Source organism: Pseudomonas sp. 14P5.3.2 (genome assembly GCF_057799175.1).
In genome coordinates this window covers 25,029-38,935 of record NZ_JBYOKU010000020.1, presented here as the reverse complement: position 1 = coordinate 38,935, position 13,907 = coordinate 25,029, and the positions used below count along the sequence as shown (strand labels likewise).

At 64.3% G+C, this 13,907-nt stretch carries 14 protein-coding genes; all 14 read left to right on the top strand.

All coding sequences use genetic code 11. From position 1 onward, the window contains the following. Positions 1-38: 38 nt before the first annotated feature. Genes AC27VU_RS17320 through AC27VU_RS17255 form a run of 14 tightly spaced genes read left to right on the top strand, consistent with a single transcriptional unit; the run spans position 39 to position 13,895 of the window. Positions 39-773 carry a glycosyltransferase family 2 protein gene (locus tag AC27VU_RS17320; protein ID WP_488724530.1) on the top strand — a complete coding sequence of 245 codons (735 nt, stop codon included), beginning with the start codon at positions 39-41 and terminating at the stop codon, positions 771-773. Beyond that, positions 770-1,717, top strand: coding sequence for a lysophospholipid acyltransferase family protein (locus AC27VU_RS17315; protein ID WP_488724529.1), 948 nt, complete (start codon positions 770-772; stop codon positions 1,715-1,717). Before AC27VU_RS17320 ends, AC27VU_RS17315 begins: the two co-directional genes overlap by 4 nt. Continuing rightward, the gene (locus AC27VU_RS17310; protein WP_488724528.1) at positions 1,698-3,248 is read left to right on the top strand and encodes an HAL/PAL/TAL family ammonia-lyase; all 1,551 of its coding nucleotides are present in this window, start codon (positions 1,698-1,700) and stop codon (positions 3,246-3,248) included. Before AC27VU_RS17315 ends, AC27VU_RS17310 begins: the two co-directional genes overlap by 20 nt. After that, complete coding sequence (locus AC27VU_RS17305; protein WP_027611337.1) at positions 3,241-3,666, top strand: acyl-CoA thioesterase; 426 nt, start codon at positions 3,241-3,243, stop codon at positions 3,664-3,666. The genes AC27VU_RS17310 and AC27VU_RS17305 overlap by 8 nt, the downstream gene beginning before the upstream one ends. Next, positions 3,663-4,265, top strand: coding sequence for an outer membrane lipoprotein carrier protein LolA (locus AC27VU_RS17300; protein WP_488724527.1), 603 nt, complete (start codon positions 3,663-3,665; stop codon positions 4,263-4,265). Before AC27VU_RS17305 ends, AC27VU_RS17300 begins: the two co-directional genes overlap by 4 nt. Continuing rightward, positions 4,249-6,588, top strand: coding sequence for an MMPL family transporter (locus AC27VU_RS17295; RefSeq protein WP_488724526.1), 2,340 nt, complete (start codon positions 4,249-4,251; stop codon positions 6,586-6,588). The genes AC27VU_RS17300 and AC27VU_RS17295 overlap by 17 nt, the downstream gene beginning before the upstream one ends. Then, positions 6,585-7,748, top strand: coding sequence for a cation:proton antiporter (locus AC27VU_RS17290; RefSeq protein WP_488724525.1), 1,164 nt, complete (start codon positions 6,585-6,587; stop codon positions 7,746-7,748). The genes AC27VU_RS17295 and AC27VU_RS17290 overlap by 4 nt, the downstream gene beginning before the upstream one ends. Continuing rightward, positions 7,735-8,982, top strand: a complete 1,248-nt coding sequence (locus tag AC27VU_RS17285) for an NAD(P)/FAD-dependent oxidoreductase (RefSeq protein WP_488724524.1) — start codon at positions 7,735-7,737, stop codon at positions 8,980-8,982. The genes AC27VU_RS17290 and AC27VU_RS17285 overlap by 14 nt, the downstream gene beginning before the upstream one ends. Then, complete coding sequence (locus AC27VU_RS17280) at positions 8,979-9,704, top strand: class I SAM-dependent methyltransferase (protein WP_103485580.1); 726 nt, start codon at positions 8,979-8,981, stop codon at positions 9,702-9,704. The genes AC27VU_RS17285 and AC27VU_RS17280 overlap by 4 nt, the downstream gene beginning before the upstream one ends. Beyond that, positions 9,704-10,294: a hypothetical protein gene (locus AC27VU_RS17275; RefSeq protein ID WP_488724523.1), complete on the top strand. Its 591-nt coding sequence runs from the start codon at positions 9,704-9,706 to the stop codon at positions 10,292-10,294. Before AC27VU_RS17280 ends, AC27VU_RS17275 begins: the two co-directional genes overlap by 1 nt. After that, positions 10,291-11,487: a beta-ketoacyl-[acyl-carrier-protein] synthase family protein gene (locus AC27VU_RS17270; RefSeq protein WP_488724522.1), complete on the top strand. Its 1,197-nt coding sequence runs from the start codon at positions 10,291-10,293 to the stop codon at positions 11,485-11,487. Before AC27VU_RS17275 ends, AC27VU_RS17270 begins: the two co-directional genes overlap by 4 nt. Continuing rightward, entirely contained in the window at positions 11,484-11,948 is a 465-nt protein-coding gene (locus tag AC27VU_RS17265; protein WP_338800604.1) for a hotdog family protein, read from the top strand. The genes AC27VU_RS17270 and AC27VU_RS17265 overlap by 4 nt, the downstream gene beginning before the upstream one ends. Further along, on the top strand, positions 11,941-12,669 hold the full coding sequence (gene fabG, locus AC27VU_RS17260) for a 3-oxoacyl-ACP reductase FabG (protein WP_003220919.1): 729 nt from the start codon (positions 11,941-11,943) through the stop codon (positions 12,667-12,669). Before AC27VU_RS17265 ends, fabG begins: the two co-directional genes overlap by 8 nt. Continuing rightward, positions 12,669-13,895, top strand: a complete 1,227-nt coding sequence (locus AC27VU_RS17255; RefSeq protein WP_473018639.1) for a beta-ketoacyl-ACP synthase — start codon at positions 12,669-12,671, stop codon at positions 13,893-13,895. Before fabG ends, AC27VU_RS17255 begins: the two co-directional genes overlap by 1 nt. The last annotated feature ends 12 nt before the right edge of the window (positions 13,896-13,907 follow it).

Genomic DNA, 13,907 nt, shown 5'->3' with positions numbered 1-13,907 from the left:
CGGGAGCAAGCTCCCTCGCCACAGTGGGGATGTGGTCAATGCATAACCCTTGCGCCGTGATTCCGGTCTACAACCATGAAACCGCGATCGGCACCGTGGTCGATGCCCTGCTCGCCCAAGGCCTGCCGTGCATTCTGGTGGATGACGCCAGCACCCCGTCCTGCGCGCGAGTGCTGGATGCGCTGGCCGAACGCGACCACGTGCATCTGGTGCGCCTGACCCTCAATCAGGGCAAAGGCGGCGCGGTGATGACCGGCCTGCGCGAAGCGGCGCGGCTGGGCTTCACTCATGCCCTGCAGGTTGATGCCGATGGCCAGCACGACCTGCACGACGTCGCCCGTTTCGTCGCGGAATCCCGCGCCCACCCGGACGCGATGATCTGCGGTTATCCGCTGTTTGACGAGAGCGTGCCCAAGGGCCGTTTGTACGCGCGTTATCTGACCCACGTGATGGTCTGGATCAACACGCTGTCGCTGCAGATTCGCGATTCGATGTGCGGCTTTCGCGTCTATCCGCTGGCCCCGACGCTGGCGCTGATCGACTCGGCGCGAGTCGGCAAGCGCATGGATTTCGACTCCGACATCCTCGTGCGCCTGTCGTGGCGCAACCAGCCGATGCGCTGGTTGCAGACCAGCGTGCATTACCCGCTGGACGGCGTCTCGCACTTCCGCCTGTTCCACGACAACGCGCTGATTTCCAGCATGCACACCCGGTTGTTCTTCGGCATGCTGCTGCGCCTGCCCGTCATCCTCTGGCGCCGGTGGCGAGCATGAGCGTCGAGACCGACAAGAAGCACTGGGCCGACCGCGAAGAGCGCGGCAGCTTCCTGCTGATGAAATTCACCGCGTTCGCCGCCAAAGTGCTTGGCCGGCGCCTGCTCAGTCCGCTGCTGTACGGCATCGTCCTGTACTTCTTCCTGTTCGGCCGCACCGCGCGCCACAGTGCCTGGCAATACCAGCAACGGCTGGCTGACTGGAGCAACCGCGCCGAATTGCGCCCGAGTTACTGGAGCGTGTTCCGCCAGTTCATGGCGTTCGCCGATTCGCTGCTCGACAAGCTCGACGTGTGGAACGGCAAGATCCGTATCGAGCAGATCGAAATCATCGACCCGGCACTGCTGCGCAATCAGTTGCGCGGCAGTCGCGGGCAACTGCTGGTCGGCGCGCATCTGGGTAACCTCGAAGTGTGCCGGGCGCTGGCGGAGATCGGCGAAAAGGTCACCATGAACGTGCTGGTGCACACCAAGCACGCCGAGCAGTTCAACCGCTTGCTGGGCGAGGCCGGAGCGACCAATCTGCGCCTGATTCAGGTCAGCGAACTGGACCCGGTGATCATGCTGCAACTGCACGAACGCCTGGAGCGCGGCGAATGGCTGGCGATTGCCGGCGACCGCGTGCCGTTGCACGGCGGGCGCAGCGTCAGCGTGGACTTTCTCGGCCACCCGGCAGCGTTTCCGCAAGGCCCGTGGCTGCTGGCCGGCTTGCTCAAATGCCCGGTCAATCTGTTGATGTGCCTGAAACAGCCGGACGGCCACTATCGCCTGACTCTTGAACCGTTCGCCGACAGCGTGACGTGGACGCGCCGCGAGCGCGAGCAGGTCATTCATCAGTGGGCCACCCGCTACGCGCAGCGCCTGAGTCACTATTGCCTCGAAGCCCCGCACCAATGGTTCAACTTTTACCCTTTCTGGAAGACCGATGACGACGCCAACCCATGAGCCGGTAACCTTCGGCGAACGCCCTTTGCGCATCGAAGACGTGCTGGCCCTGGCCAACCGTCAGGCGCCCGTGCAGTTGCAGAGCGACGCCGCCTACCGCGAGCGTATCGCCAAAGGCGCGCGGTTTCTCGATTCGCTGCTGGACAAGGAAGGCGTGATCTATGGCGTGACCACCGGTTACGGCGACTCCTGCGTGGTCGCGGTGCCGCTGCATCATGTCGAGGCACTGCCGCGTCATCTCTACACCTTCCACGGCTGCGGCCTCGGCAAACTGCTCGACCCGCAAGCCACCCGCGCGGTGCTGGCGGCGCGCTTGCAGTCGCTGTGCCACGGCGTGTCCGGGGTGCGCATCGAACTGCTGGAGCGCCTGCACGCCTTCCTTGAACACGACATCCTGCCGCTGATCCCCGAAGAAGGTTCGGTCGGGGCCAGCGGCGATCTGACGCCGCTGTCCTACGTCGCCGCCACCCTGTCCGGCGAGCGCGAAGTGTTGTTCCGTGGCGAACGCCGGCAAGCGGCCGACGTGCATCGCGAACTGGGCTGGACGCCATTGGTGCTGCGTCCGAAAGAAGCGCTGGCCTTGATGAACGGCACGGCGGTGATGACCGGTCTCGCCTGCCTCGCCTTCGCCCGCGCCGACTATCTGCTGCAACTGGCCACGCGCATCACCGCGCTCAACGTGGTCGCGCTGCAAGGCAATCCGGAACACTTCGACGAGCGTCTGTTCGCCGCCAAGCCGCATCCGGGGCAGATGCAAGTCGCCGCGTGGCTGCGCAAGGATCTGGCGATCGACGCGCCGACCGCACCGCTGCATCGCCTACAGGATCGCTACTCGCTGCGCTGCGCCCCACACGTGCTCGGGGTGCTGGCCGACAGCCTGAACTGGCTGCGTGCGTTCATCGAGACCGAACTCAACAGCGCCAACGACAACCCGATCATCGACGCCGACGCCGAGCGCGTGCTGCACGGCGGGCACTTCTACGGCGGGCACATCGCGTTCGCCATGGACAGCCTGAAAAATCTGGTGGCCAACGTTGCCGACCTGCTCGACCGGCAGCTCGCGTTGCTGGTCGACGAGCGCTACAACCATGGTTTGCCAAGCAACCTGTCCGGCGCCCCGGCGGATCGCGCCATGATCAATCACGGCTTCAAGGCCGTGCAGATCGGCACCAGTGCCTGGACCGCTGAAGCGCTGAAAAACACCATGCCGGCCAGCGTGTTCTCACGCTCCACCGAGTGCCATAACCAGGACAAGGTGAGCATGGGCACCATCGCCGCCCGCGACGCGATCCGCGTACTGGAACTGACCGAACAGGTCGCCGCCGCCACGTTGCTCGCGGCCAATCAGGGCGTCTGGTTGCGCGGTCGCGATGCAGGCGCAGGCGCACGCGCGCTGCCACCTTCGCTGGCCGCCATGCACGAAGAGCTGGCCAAGGACTTCCCGCCAGTCATCGAAGACCGCGCGCTGGAAGGCGAACTGCGCCTGTGCCTGCAACGCATCGCCGAACAACACTGGAGGCTGCATGCGTAGCGCCGGAGTGCTGCACGCCGACACGGAAATCCTCGTGCCGTTCTTTGACGTCGACACGATGCACGTGGTCTGGCACGGGCACTACGTCAAATACCTGGAAGTGGCGCGCTGCGCGCTGCTCGACCAGATCGGCCACAACTACACGCAGATGTCCGAGTCCGGCTACGCGTGGCCGATCATCGACCTGCAACTGCGTTATGTACGTGGCGCGGTGTTCGGTCAGCGCTTGAACGTACGCGCCAGTCTGGTGGAGTGGGAGAACCGCTTGAAGATCAACTATCTGATCACCGACCTGCAGACCGGTGAGCGCCTGACCCGTGCCAGCTCGGTGCAGGTGGCGGTCGAGATCAGCAGTCGCGAGATGCAACTGGCCTCACCCAAAGTGTTCACCGATGCGGTGGAAAGGATGCTGCGATGAACCTGTTCTGCAAATGCCTTGGCGCGATGGCGCTGCTCGCCGTGTCGACGCTGGCCAACGCCTTCGACCTGCAACAGCTCAGCGAACAACTGGCGAAACCGGAAGTGATCCACGGCCAGTTCATTCAGGAAAAACATCTGCGCGCCCTGCCTCAACCGTTGATCAGCAAGGGCAACTTCGTCCTGGCGAAAAATCACGGCCTGCTCTGGCTGCTCAAGACCCCGCTGCAACAGGATTACCGCATCACCGCCAACGGCATCGCCCGTCGTGACGGCAACGCTTGGCAGTTGCTGCCGAACAAGAGCGCCGGGGCCGAGCAGAACCGCTTGTTCCTCGCCGTGCTGCAAGGTGACAGCAGCGGCCTGCAACGGGATTTCGAGCTGGCCCTGAGCGGCGACGCACAGCAGTGGAAACTCACTCTGACCCCGCGTTCGCTGCTGCTCAAGCAAGTGTTCAAGCAGATCAATATCGACGGCGGTGAACTGGTGCAGACCATCGAACTGCTGGAAACCCAGGGCGACAGCACCGTGCTGCGCATGAAAGACAGCAGCGCCGATCAACCGTTGAGCGACACGGAGCAACATGACTTTGCCGAGTGAACGCAGGCTGCCGTGGCTGTTCCTGATCCTGCTGTTGGCGGTCGTCGCGCTGGCCGGGTGGCAGTGGCGCGACGGTGCGCCGCTGTCGGCAAACCTCATGGAACTGGTGCCCGGCACCAACCCTGATGCCCTCGAACTGCGCGCCGAACAACGTATGCAGGAACCGCTCAATCGGGAAATGCTGGTGCTGGTCGGCCACGCCGATCGCCAGCAAGCGGTGGCCATGGCGCAGACCCTCGGCGAGCAATGGCAGGCCAGCGGTCTGTTCGAAAAGGTCCAGTGGAACCTGCAGGCGGATCTGCCAGCGCTGCGCACGCAATTGCTGCTGGGGCGGCTGGCGATGCTTTCGGCGGATGATCGGCAACTGCTGACCGAGCATCCCGATGCGTTCATTCAGCAACGGGTGCAGGCACTGTTCGACCCGTTCAACGGTTTCACCCTGGTGCCGAGCCAGGACGACTGGCTGGGTCTCACCGGGCGTATCCAGAACAGCCAGCCGAAGCACGGCGCGGTGCAACTGGACATCGGCAGCGGCGCCCTGGTCGCCGATGCCGATGGCAAGAGCTGGGTGCTGCTGCGCGCGCGCACCACCGGCAATACCTTTGACATGAACCTGCCGCTGAAAGTCGCCGATCTGCTGCAGCACAGTCGCGAGCAGGCGGCGAAATCCGACGTGCAACTGTTGGCCGCCAGCGGTCTGCTGTACGCCGCCAACGGTCAGCAACAAGCCACCCGCGAAATGACCTGGGTCGGCGGCGGCGCCACCCTCGGTATTCTGCTGTTGCTGCTGCTGGTGTTTCGCCGCTGGCGAGTGCTGCTGGCGTTCGTGCCGGTGCTGGTGGGCATGCTGTTCGGCGCGGTGGCTTGCGTGGCGCTATTCGGCCACATGCATGTGATGACGCTGGTGCTCGGCTCCAGCCTGATCGGCGTGGCCGTGGATTACCCGCTGCACTATCTGTCGAAAAGCTGGAGCCTCAAGCCGTGGCGCAGCTGGCCAGCCCTGCGCCTGACACTCTCCGGGCTGACGCTGAGCCTGATCACCAGCGCCATCGGTTATCTGGCGCTGGCCTGGACGCCCTTCCCGGCGCTGACGCAAATCGCGGTGTTCTCCGCCGCCGGTTTGCTCGGTGCGTATCTGTCGGCGGTGTGCCTGCTGCCGGCCCTGCTGAAAAATGTTGAACTGGTCCCGGCGCAATGGCCGCTGCGTCTGGCCGAGCGTCTGGTGCAACTGCGCGACACTCTGCTCGAACACGTGCGCACCCCGGTGCTGCTGGCGCTGTTGGTCGCGTTCTGCGTTGGCGGTCTGGTGCAGCTGCAAAGCAAGAACGACATCCGCCAGTGGGTCGGTGCGCCACAACGCCTGACCGATGAAGCGCAGACCATCGCACGCATCACCGGCTATCAGCCGACCAGCCAGTTCTTCCTCGTGCGCGCCGCCAATCAGCAGCAACTGCTGGAGCGTCAGGCCGCACTGAGCGAGCGCCTGCAGCAACTGGTCAACCTCGACAAACTGCAAGGCTATCTGGCCCTCGATCAACTGCTCAGTCCGCCGAGCCAGCAACAGCAGGTTCGCGAAGCACTGAGCAAACTGCCGCAATACTGGCAGCCACTGCTCGACCTCGGCGTACCGCTCGCGGCGTTGCAAACCGAACTGCAACAGTTGCAGAGCCTGCCCGCCGAGGACATCGATGCGGCACTCGCCGGGCCGCTGGGCGAGCCTTACCGCACGCTGTGGCTCGGCCCGACCGCTGACGGCGTGGCGGCGATGACCAGTCTGCAAGGCCTGAACAATCCGTCACTGCTGCGGGTGCAGGCCCTGGACTTGCCGGGCGTGATGCTGGTGGATCGTCTCGGCGAATTGAACAACGTATTCGCCGCGACCCAGATCAGCGCTGCCGAACTGAAACTCGCCTCCTGTGTGTTGATCGTGCTGGTGCTGATCGTGCCGTTCGGCTTCGGCGGCGCCTTGCGCATCGTCGCCCTGCCGCTGCTGGCAGCGCTGTGCAGCCTTGCCAGCCTCGGTTGGCTCGGTCAGCCGCTGACCCTGTTCAGCCTGTTCGGCCTGCTGCTGGTGACGGCGATCAGCGTCGATTACGCGATTCTCATGCGTGAGCAGGTCGGCGGTGCGGCTGTCAGCTTGCTGGGCACCTTGCTGGCGGCGCTGACGACCTGGTTGTCGTTCGGTCTGCTGGCGGTGTCGAGCACGCCGGCGGTGAGCAATTTCGGCCTGGCGGTGAGCCTCGGGCTGGCGTTCAGTTTCATTCTGGCGCCGTGGGCCGGACGTCACGTCCACAGCGCCAGCGTCGTGGAGCCGGCAGCATGATGGTCGTCGGTTTCTGGCTGCTGGCCCTGGCCCTGTTCGCTGTGGCGATCCGTGTCGGTCGGCATTTCGGCCTGATCCCGATCGTCAGCCAGTTGCTGCTGGCCAGCTTCGGATTGCCGCTGCTGATGTACTTCTGGATCGAACCGGGCTGGCAACTCAGCGGTGCCGAACTGATTGCGCCGGGGTGGCTGAAAGACCTCTACAGCCTGAGTTTCGCGCTGTTGCTCGGGCACATTCTCAGTGATGTGATCGACCTGCGACTGGACCGCCAGAGCGTGAAAATCGCCGTGCCGAGTTTTGTCGTGCCGTTCGCCTGCGGTCTGGCCGCCGCCTGTTGGCTGCTGCCGGCGCAACCGTGGCTGAACTCGCTGGCGATCGGTCTGGTGTTTGCGATTACCGCGATACCGGTGCTGTACCTGTACCTGCGCCACATCAATTACCCGCCCGCCGCCACCCGGCGTCTGGTGCAGACCGCAATCCTCATCGATCTGACCTGCTGGACGCTGTTCGGCCTGGCTCAGGGCAGTCTGCATCTGAGCAGCCTGTTGCTGCCGCTGGGTCTGGCCTGCGTGCCGGCGCTGTTGCATCTGTTGCGCGTGCGTCGCCCGCTGACCTACAGCCTCGGCTTCTTTGCGCTGCTGGTGCTGGCCGAGCACTACAAACTCAACGCGCTGATTTTCGGCATCGGTTATCTGCTGTGCATGGCCTTGCTGAAGGTGCCGTTGGTGCTGCCATTGCCGGCGCGGTGGATGAGCCGTTTGCAGACATGGATCGCGATCCCGCTGATCCTCACCTTCGGCATCGTGCAGATCGACGTGCACAGCGCCCTCGCCAGCCTCGGCGCGGTGCAATGGGCGGCGCTGCTGCTGTTGCCGATTGCCAGTAAACTGCTCGGCAACTGGCTCGGCCTGGGCTGGGCCGGCGCTTCCTTCCAAGGCGCGAGCCGCTGGCGCGAAAGCGTACTGCTGAACATTCGCGGCCTGAGCGAAATCGTCTTTCTCAACCTGTTGCTGCAACAACAGCTCATCAGTCCGGCGCTGTACTTCGCGCTGATGCTGATGGGCCTGATCGCGACGCTGTTGCCGGCCCTGATCGGCCTGCATCGCGCGCCCCTGAATCTGCAACACCCATTGCCCCGGAGCTCACGTGCCAATCGTTGAAATGGAATCCCGTCAGGTCGTGATTATCGGTGCCGGACCGTCCGGCGCCATCGCCGCCGCGCTGCTCAAGCGCAAGGGCCACGATGTGCTGGTGATCGAGCGCCAGCACTTTCCGCGTTTTTCCATCGGCGAGAGCCTGCTCAGCCATTGCCTGGATTTCGTCGAAGAGGCCGGCATGCTCGACGCCGTCAACGCCGCCGGGTTCCAGCGCAAGACCGGTGCCGCCTTCGCCTGGGGCGAGCGCTACAGTGCCTTCGATTTCAGCGACACCTTCACCGCAGGCAAGCCAACCACATTCCAGGTGCAACGTGCCGACTTCGACAAGCTGTTGGCCGATCAGGCTGAATTGCAGGGTGCCGAAATCCGCTATGGCGATGCCATCGTCCGCGTCGATTTCGACCGGGCCCGACCGCAGCTCGACGTGCTGCGCGAGGACGGCAGCGAGTACCGCGTCGAAGCGGATTTTGTGTTGGACGCCAGCGGTTACGGGCGCGTGCTGTCGCGTATGCTCGATCTGGAAGCACCCTCGAATTTCCCGGTGCGCCAGGCGGTGTTCACCCACGTTGAAGATCACATCGACAACCCGGCCTTCGACCGCGAGAAGATCCTCGTCACCACCCACCCTGAACACCGCGACATCTGGTTCTGGACGATCCCGTTCAGCAACGGTCGCTGCTCGGTGGGCGTGGTCGCTGCCGCCGAACATTTCCAGGGGCGCGACAGCGATCTGGATGCCTGCCTGCGCGGCTTCATCGCCGAAACCCCAAGCCTCGCCGGCGTACTGAACAACGCGGTGTGGGACACACCGGCGCGCACCCTCGGCGGTTATGCGGCGAATGTGAAAACCCTGCACGGCCCGGGCTTCGCCCTGCTCGGCAACGCCGCAGAATTTCTCGACCCGGTGTTCTCTTCCGGCGTGACCATCGCCATGCGTTCGGCGAGCATGGCCGCGGCGGTCTTGCACCGGCAGTTGCAGGGCGAAACCGTCGACTGGCAGCGCGAGTTCGCCGAACCGCTCAAGCGCGGAGTCGACACTTTCCGCTGCTACGTCGAGGGCTGGTACGCCGGCACCTTTCAGGACGTGATCTTTTACCAAGACAGTCAGGCGGAGATTCGCCGGATGATCTGCTCGATCCTCGCCGGTTATGCCTGGGATGAACGCAACCCGTTCGTCAGCGAAGCACGCCGCCGGTTGAAGATGATTTCCGAACTCTGTGCAAAGGACGCCCCATGAATTACTTGAGCGACAGCTACGTCGAGGAAACCCGCTTCGGTTTCTGGTTCCTGCGCAGTCACACCTGGCAGCACCATGTGCTGCGCGTGGCGATCAACGATTTGCGCGGCTTGTTCAGCGAGTCGCTGCCGGCCCATCCGGTGCTGCTGGATGCTGGCTGCGGTCAGGGCAAATCGTTCCGCCATCTGCGCCAGACCTTCGCCCCACAGCGTCTGATCGGCATCGACGCCGATCCGCACAGCCTGCAATTGAGCGCCGAAGAAGCGGCGCGGCAGGGCTTCGACGTGGAGCTGATCGGTAGCGATTGCGCGACGCTCAACGTCGCCGATGCCAGTGTCGACCTGCTGTTCTGCCACCAGACCTTTCATCATCTGGTCGAACAGGAAAAAGCCCTCGCCGAGTTCTACCGCGTACTGAAGCCGGGCGGTTATCTGCTGTTCGCCGAGTCCACCGAGGCTTACATTGATACCTGGGTGATCCGCTGGCTGTTCCGCCATCCGATGCATGTGCAGAAGAGCGCGGCGCAGTACCTGGAGATGATTCGCCAACAGGGTTTCGAGTTTGGCGAGCGCAATGTCTCGTACCCGTACCTGTGGTGGAGCCGTTCGAAGGACTTTGGCTTGCTGGAGCGCTTCGGATTGCGCCGGCCGAAGCCGTTTGGCGAGCGTGAGGAAACCTTGGTGAATGTCGTCGCCCGAAAACCACTGGCAGAGGCTTCCTGATGCAACACTTAACCTGTGGGAGCGGGCTTGCTCGCGAAAGCGGTGGGTCAGTTGGCATTGATGTCGGATGTGCCGACGCCTTCGCGAGCAAGCCCGCTCCCACAGGGGTTGTGGTGTGGCTGGTATTGTTGCTAACGGCCCTGCTAAGTGGATGCGCCAACCAGGCCCCGCTGCCCGCGAACAACCCGACGCTGCCATTACCGCTGCAACTGCACATCGAGCGCCAGCAAGCCGATCAGCGTCAGGACTGGCTGTTGGTGATCCAGCGCGAAGGCCCCGGCATCCGCTGGTCGATGATGGACCCGCTGGGCATCCCCCAGGCGCGTCAGCAACTGATCGACGGTCGCTGGCAGGCCGACGGGCTGCTGCCGCCCAATCCGGAAGCCCGGGAGCTGTTTGCCGCGTTGCTGTTCGCCCTGACCCCCTCCGGCGAACTGGCGCGCAATTACCCCGCCGCGCAGCAGCAGGGCGAGCAACGTACGCTGGCGCCGCGCTGGGCGATCCGTTATGCACAACCGTTGAGCTTCGAATTGAATCTGCCCCAAGGCCCGCACTATCGGGTTTCTCCCCTCGGTGAACCGACGCCATGACTGCCTACCTCAATGCCCTCGGCGTGATCTGCGCACTGGGCCGCGACAAGCACCAGGTCGCGCAAAACCTGTTTGCCGGTGACTGCTCGGGCATGCGCCACGAGTCAGGCTGGGTGGCCGGACGTGAGTTGCCGGTGGCGGCGGTGCACGCTGAGCTGGCGGCGATTCCGGCCGAACTGGCCGACCAGAGCAGCCGCAACAATCAACTGCTGCTGGAAGCCGCGCTGCAGATTCGCGAGGACATCGATCGGGCGATCCAGTCCTATGGTCGCGCGCGCATCGGCGTGGTGCTCGGCACCAGTACCTCGGGGATCGACGAGGCCAGCCGCGGTCTGGCGCACTATCTTCGCGAGCAGCAGTTCCCTGCCGAGTACGACTATCGGCAACAGGAACTCGGCGCCCCGGCGAACTTTCTCGCCGACTGGCTGCAACTCAGCGGCCCGGCCTATGTGATTTCCACCGCCTGCACGTCCAGTGCGCGGGCGTTGATGAGCGCGCAGCGTCTGCTCGATCTGGGCCTGTGCGACGCAGTGCTGTGCGGCGGGGTCGACAGCCTGTGCAAACTCACGCTCAACGGTTTCTGCGCGCTGGAAGCGGTGTCCGACGAGCGCTGCAATCCGTTCTCGGCCAACCGCAACGGCATCAACATCGGCGAAGCGGCGGTGCTGTTCCTGATGAGCAAGCAGCGCAGCGACGGCCCGGCCATTGCCCTGCTCGGCAGCGGCGCCAGCTCCGACGCGCACCATATTTCCGCGCCGGAACCGAGCGGTCGCGGCGCCCTGCAAGCGATGCAGAAAGCCTTGAGCCGCGCACAGCTGCAAGCGACGCAAATCAGCTACCTGAACCTGCATGGCACGGCGACCCAGCACAACGATGCGATGGAAAGTCTGGCCGTCGCCACGCTGTTCCCCGACGGCGTGGCTTGCTCGTCGACCAAGCCGATGACCGGCCACACCCTCGGCGCGGCCGGCGCCCTCGAAGCGGCGTTCTGCTGGCTGAGCCTGAGCGCCGACAACCCGCAGCAAGCCTTGCCGCCACACGTCTGGGATGCCCAGCCCGACCCCGACTTGCCGGCGCTGAAGTGGGTGACCGCGAGCGAGCGCCTGTCGTCCATTGCACCCCGCTACCTGATGAGCAACTCGTTTGCCTTCGGCGGCAACAACGTCAGCCTGATTATCGGAGACGCCCCATGAACGACTGGCCGCTCGCCGAACTGCTGCCCCACGCTGGCGACATGATTCTGATCGACCGCATCCTCAGCTTCGACGAGGAGCAGATCCACACCCGCCTCACGGTCAAGCCCGACGGCCTGTTCAACCTGCCCGACGGCAGCCTGCCGGCGTGGGTCGGCATCGAGTTGATGGCGCAGAGCGTCGCCGCGTTCGCCGGTTGTCATGCTCGCTTGAAGGGCAAACCGGTCGAGCTCGGCTTCCTCCTCGGCAGCCGCAAGTTCGAGTGCAACGTCGAGGCGTTTCCGGCCGGCAGCGAACTGACCATCCACGGCATCCGTTCGCTGGAAGACGACAACGGCATGGGTGTTTTCGAATGCCACATCAACGCCCCCGGCATCGAGGCCAGCGCCCGCTTGAACGTGTTCCGCCCGCCGCAGCCCAGCCAATACCTTGAACAAAACAGAGAGTCGAACGATGACTGAATCCGTACTGGTCACCGGCTCCAGCCGTGGCATCGGCCGCGCCATTGCCTTGCGTCTGGCGCAGGCCGGGCACGACATCGTCCTGCATTGCCGCAGCGGCGTGGCCGAAGCCCAAGCGGTGAAAGCCGAAGTCGAAGCGCTGGGCCGCAACGCGCGCATCCTGCAATTCGACGTCGCCGACCGCGAAACCTGCAAGACCATTCTCGAAGCCGACGTCGAAACCCACGGCGCCTATTACGGCGTGGTGCTCAACGCCGGTCTGACCCGTGATGGCGCTTTTCCGGCGCTGAGCGACGACGATTGGGACGTGGTGCTGCGCACCAACCTCGACGGTTTCTACAACGTCCTGCACCCGGTGATGATGCCGATGATCCGTCGTCGCGCCGCTGGTCGGATCGTCTGCATCACCTCAGTGTCGGGATTGATCGGCAACCGAGGTCAGGTCAACTACAGCGCCTCCAAGGCCGGGGTGATCGGTGCGGCGAAAGCGTTGGCGATCGAACTGGGCAAGCGCAAAATCACCGTTAACTGCGTCGCACCGGGCCTGATCGACACGGCGATGCTCGACGAAAACGTGCCGGTGGAAGAGCTGATGAAAATGATCCCCGCACAACGCATGGGCACCCCGCAAGAGGTGGCCGCTGCGGTTAATTTCCTGATGTCGGCGGAAGCCTCGTACATCACCCGCCAGGTCCTGGCGGTCAACGGAGGCTTGTGCTGATGAAGCGCGTCGTCGTCACCGGCATGGCCGGCATCACCTCGCTGGGCAGCGACTGGCAGACCATCGCCGGCAACTTCGCGGCCAACCGCAGCGGCATCCGCCGCATGGACGAGTGGGACCGCTTCAGCGAACTCAACACCCGTCTGGCCGGGCCGATCGATGATTTTGTCGTACCGCCGCACTGGACCCGCAAGCAACTGCGCAGCATGGGCCGGGTGTCACGGCTGGCGGTGGGCGCGGCGGAACAGGCGCTGGCCGACGCCGGCCTGCTCGGCGACGAATCGATCAAGGACGGGCGCATGGGTGTGGCCTGCGGTTCGTCCACCGGCAGCACCGACGAGATCAAGGCCTTCGGCAACATGCTGCTGAACTCGGTGGCCGAAGGCCTCAACGCCAACTCCTACGTGCGGATGATGCCGCACACCACCGCGGCCAACATCAGCATCTTCTTCGGCCTCACAGGGCGGCTGATCCCGACGTCCAGCGCTTGCACCAGCGGCAGCCAGGGGATCGGCTACGCCTATGAAGCGATCAAGTTCGGACGGCTGCCGTTGATGCTCGCCGGCGGTGCCGAAGAGCTGTGCCCGACTGAAGCCATGGTCTTCGACGCGCTGTACGCTACCAGCCTGAAAAACGATGCGCCACAGACCAGCCCACGCCCGTATGACAAGGGCCGCGACGGTCTGGTGATCGGCGAAGGCGGCGGCATGCTGGTGCTCGAAGAGCTGGAGCATGCCCTCGCCCGGGGTGCGCGGATCCACGCGGAAATCGTCGGTTTCGGCAGCAACGCCGACGGCCAGCACACCACCCGCCCCGAGCAGATCACCATGCGCCGGGCAATGGAACTGGCGCTGGAAGACGCCGGACTGACGCCGGATGCCATCGGTTACGTCAACGGTCACGGTACTGCTACTGAACAGGGCGACATTGCCGAAACACTGGCGACCAGCAGTCTGTTCGGCGAACACATGCCGATCAGCTCGCAGAAGAGTTTCCTCGGCCACACGCTGGGGGCCTGCGGCGCGCTGGAGTCGTGGTTCAGCATCGAAATGCTCAATCGCGACCTGTACGTGCACACGCTCAACCTCGACGAGGTCGACCCGCACTGCGGCAAGCTTGATTACCTGCGCGGCGAATTCCGCCAGATGCATCACGAGTACGTGATGAACAACAATTTCGCTTTTGGTGGCGTCAACACCTCGTTGATTTTCCGTCGCTGGCCTTAACCGAATCAATCC

Excerpts from the sequence above, each read along its gene's own strand:
- AC27VU_RS17320 (WP_488724530.1), top strand. The coding sequence starts at position 39 with ATGCATAACCCTTGCGCCGTGATTCCGGTCTACAACCATGAAACCGCG.
- AC27VU_RS17300 (WP_488724527.1), top strand. The coding sequence starts at position 3,663 with ATGAACCTGTTCTGCAAATGCCTTGGCGCGATGGCGCTGCTCGCCGTG.
- AC27VU_RS17305 (WP_027611337.1), top strand. The coding sequence starts at position 3,241 with ATGCGTAGCGCCGGAGTGCTGCACGCCGACACGGAAATCCTCGTGCCG.
- AC27VU_RS17280 (WP_103485580.1), top strand. The coding sequence starts at position 8,979 with ATGAATTACTTGAGCGACAGCTACGTCGAGGAAACCCGCTTCGGTTTC.
- AC27VU_RS17265 (WP_338800604.1), top strand. The coding sequence starts at position 11,484 with ATGAACGACTGGCCGCTCGCCGAACTGCTGCCCCACGCTGGCGACATG.
- AC27VU_RS17295 (WP_488724526.1), top strand. The coding sequence starts at position 4,249 with ATGACTTTGCCGAGTGAACGCAGGCTGCCGTGGCTGTTCCTGATCCTG.
- AC27VU_RS17270 (WP_488724522.1), top strand. The coding sequence starts at position 10,291 with ATGACTGCCTACCTCAATGCCCTCGGCGTGATCTGCGCACTGGGCCGC.
- fabG (WP_003220919.1), top strand. The coding sequence starts at position 11,941 with ATGACTGAATCCGTACTGGTCACCGGCTCCAGCCGTGGCATCGGCCGC.
- AC27VU_RS17290 (WP_488724525.1), top strand. The coding sequence starts at position 6,585 with ATGATGGTCGTCGGTTTCTGGCTGCTGGCCCTGGCCCTGTTCGCTGTG.
- AC27VU_RS17310 (WP_488724528.1), top strand. The coding sequence starts at position 1,698 with ATGACGACGCCAACCCATGAGCCGGTAACCTTCGGCGAACGCCCTTTG.
- AC27VU_RS17315 (WP_488724529.1), top strand. The coding sequence starts at position 770 with ATGAGCGTCGAGACCGACAAGAAGCACTGGGCCGACCGCGAAGAGCGC.
- AC27VU_RS17275 (WP_488724523.1), top strand. The coding sequence starts at position 9,704 with ATGCAACACTTAACCTGTGGGAGCGGGCTTGCTCGCGAAAGCGGTGGG.
- AC27VU_RS17255 (WP_473018639.1), top strand. The coding sequence starts at position 12,669 with ATGAAGCGCGTCGTCGTCACCGGCATGGCCGGCATCACCTCGCTGGGC.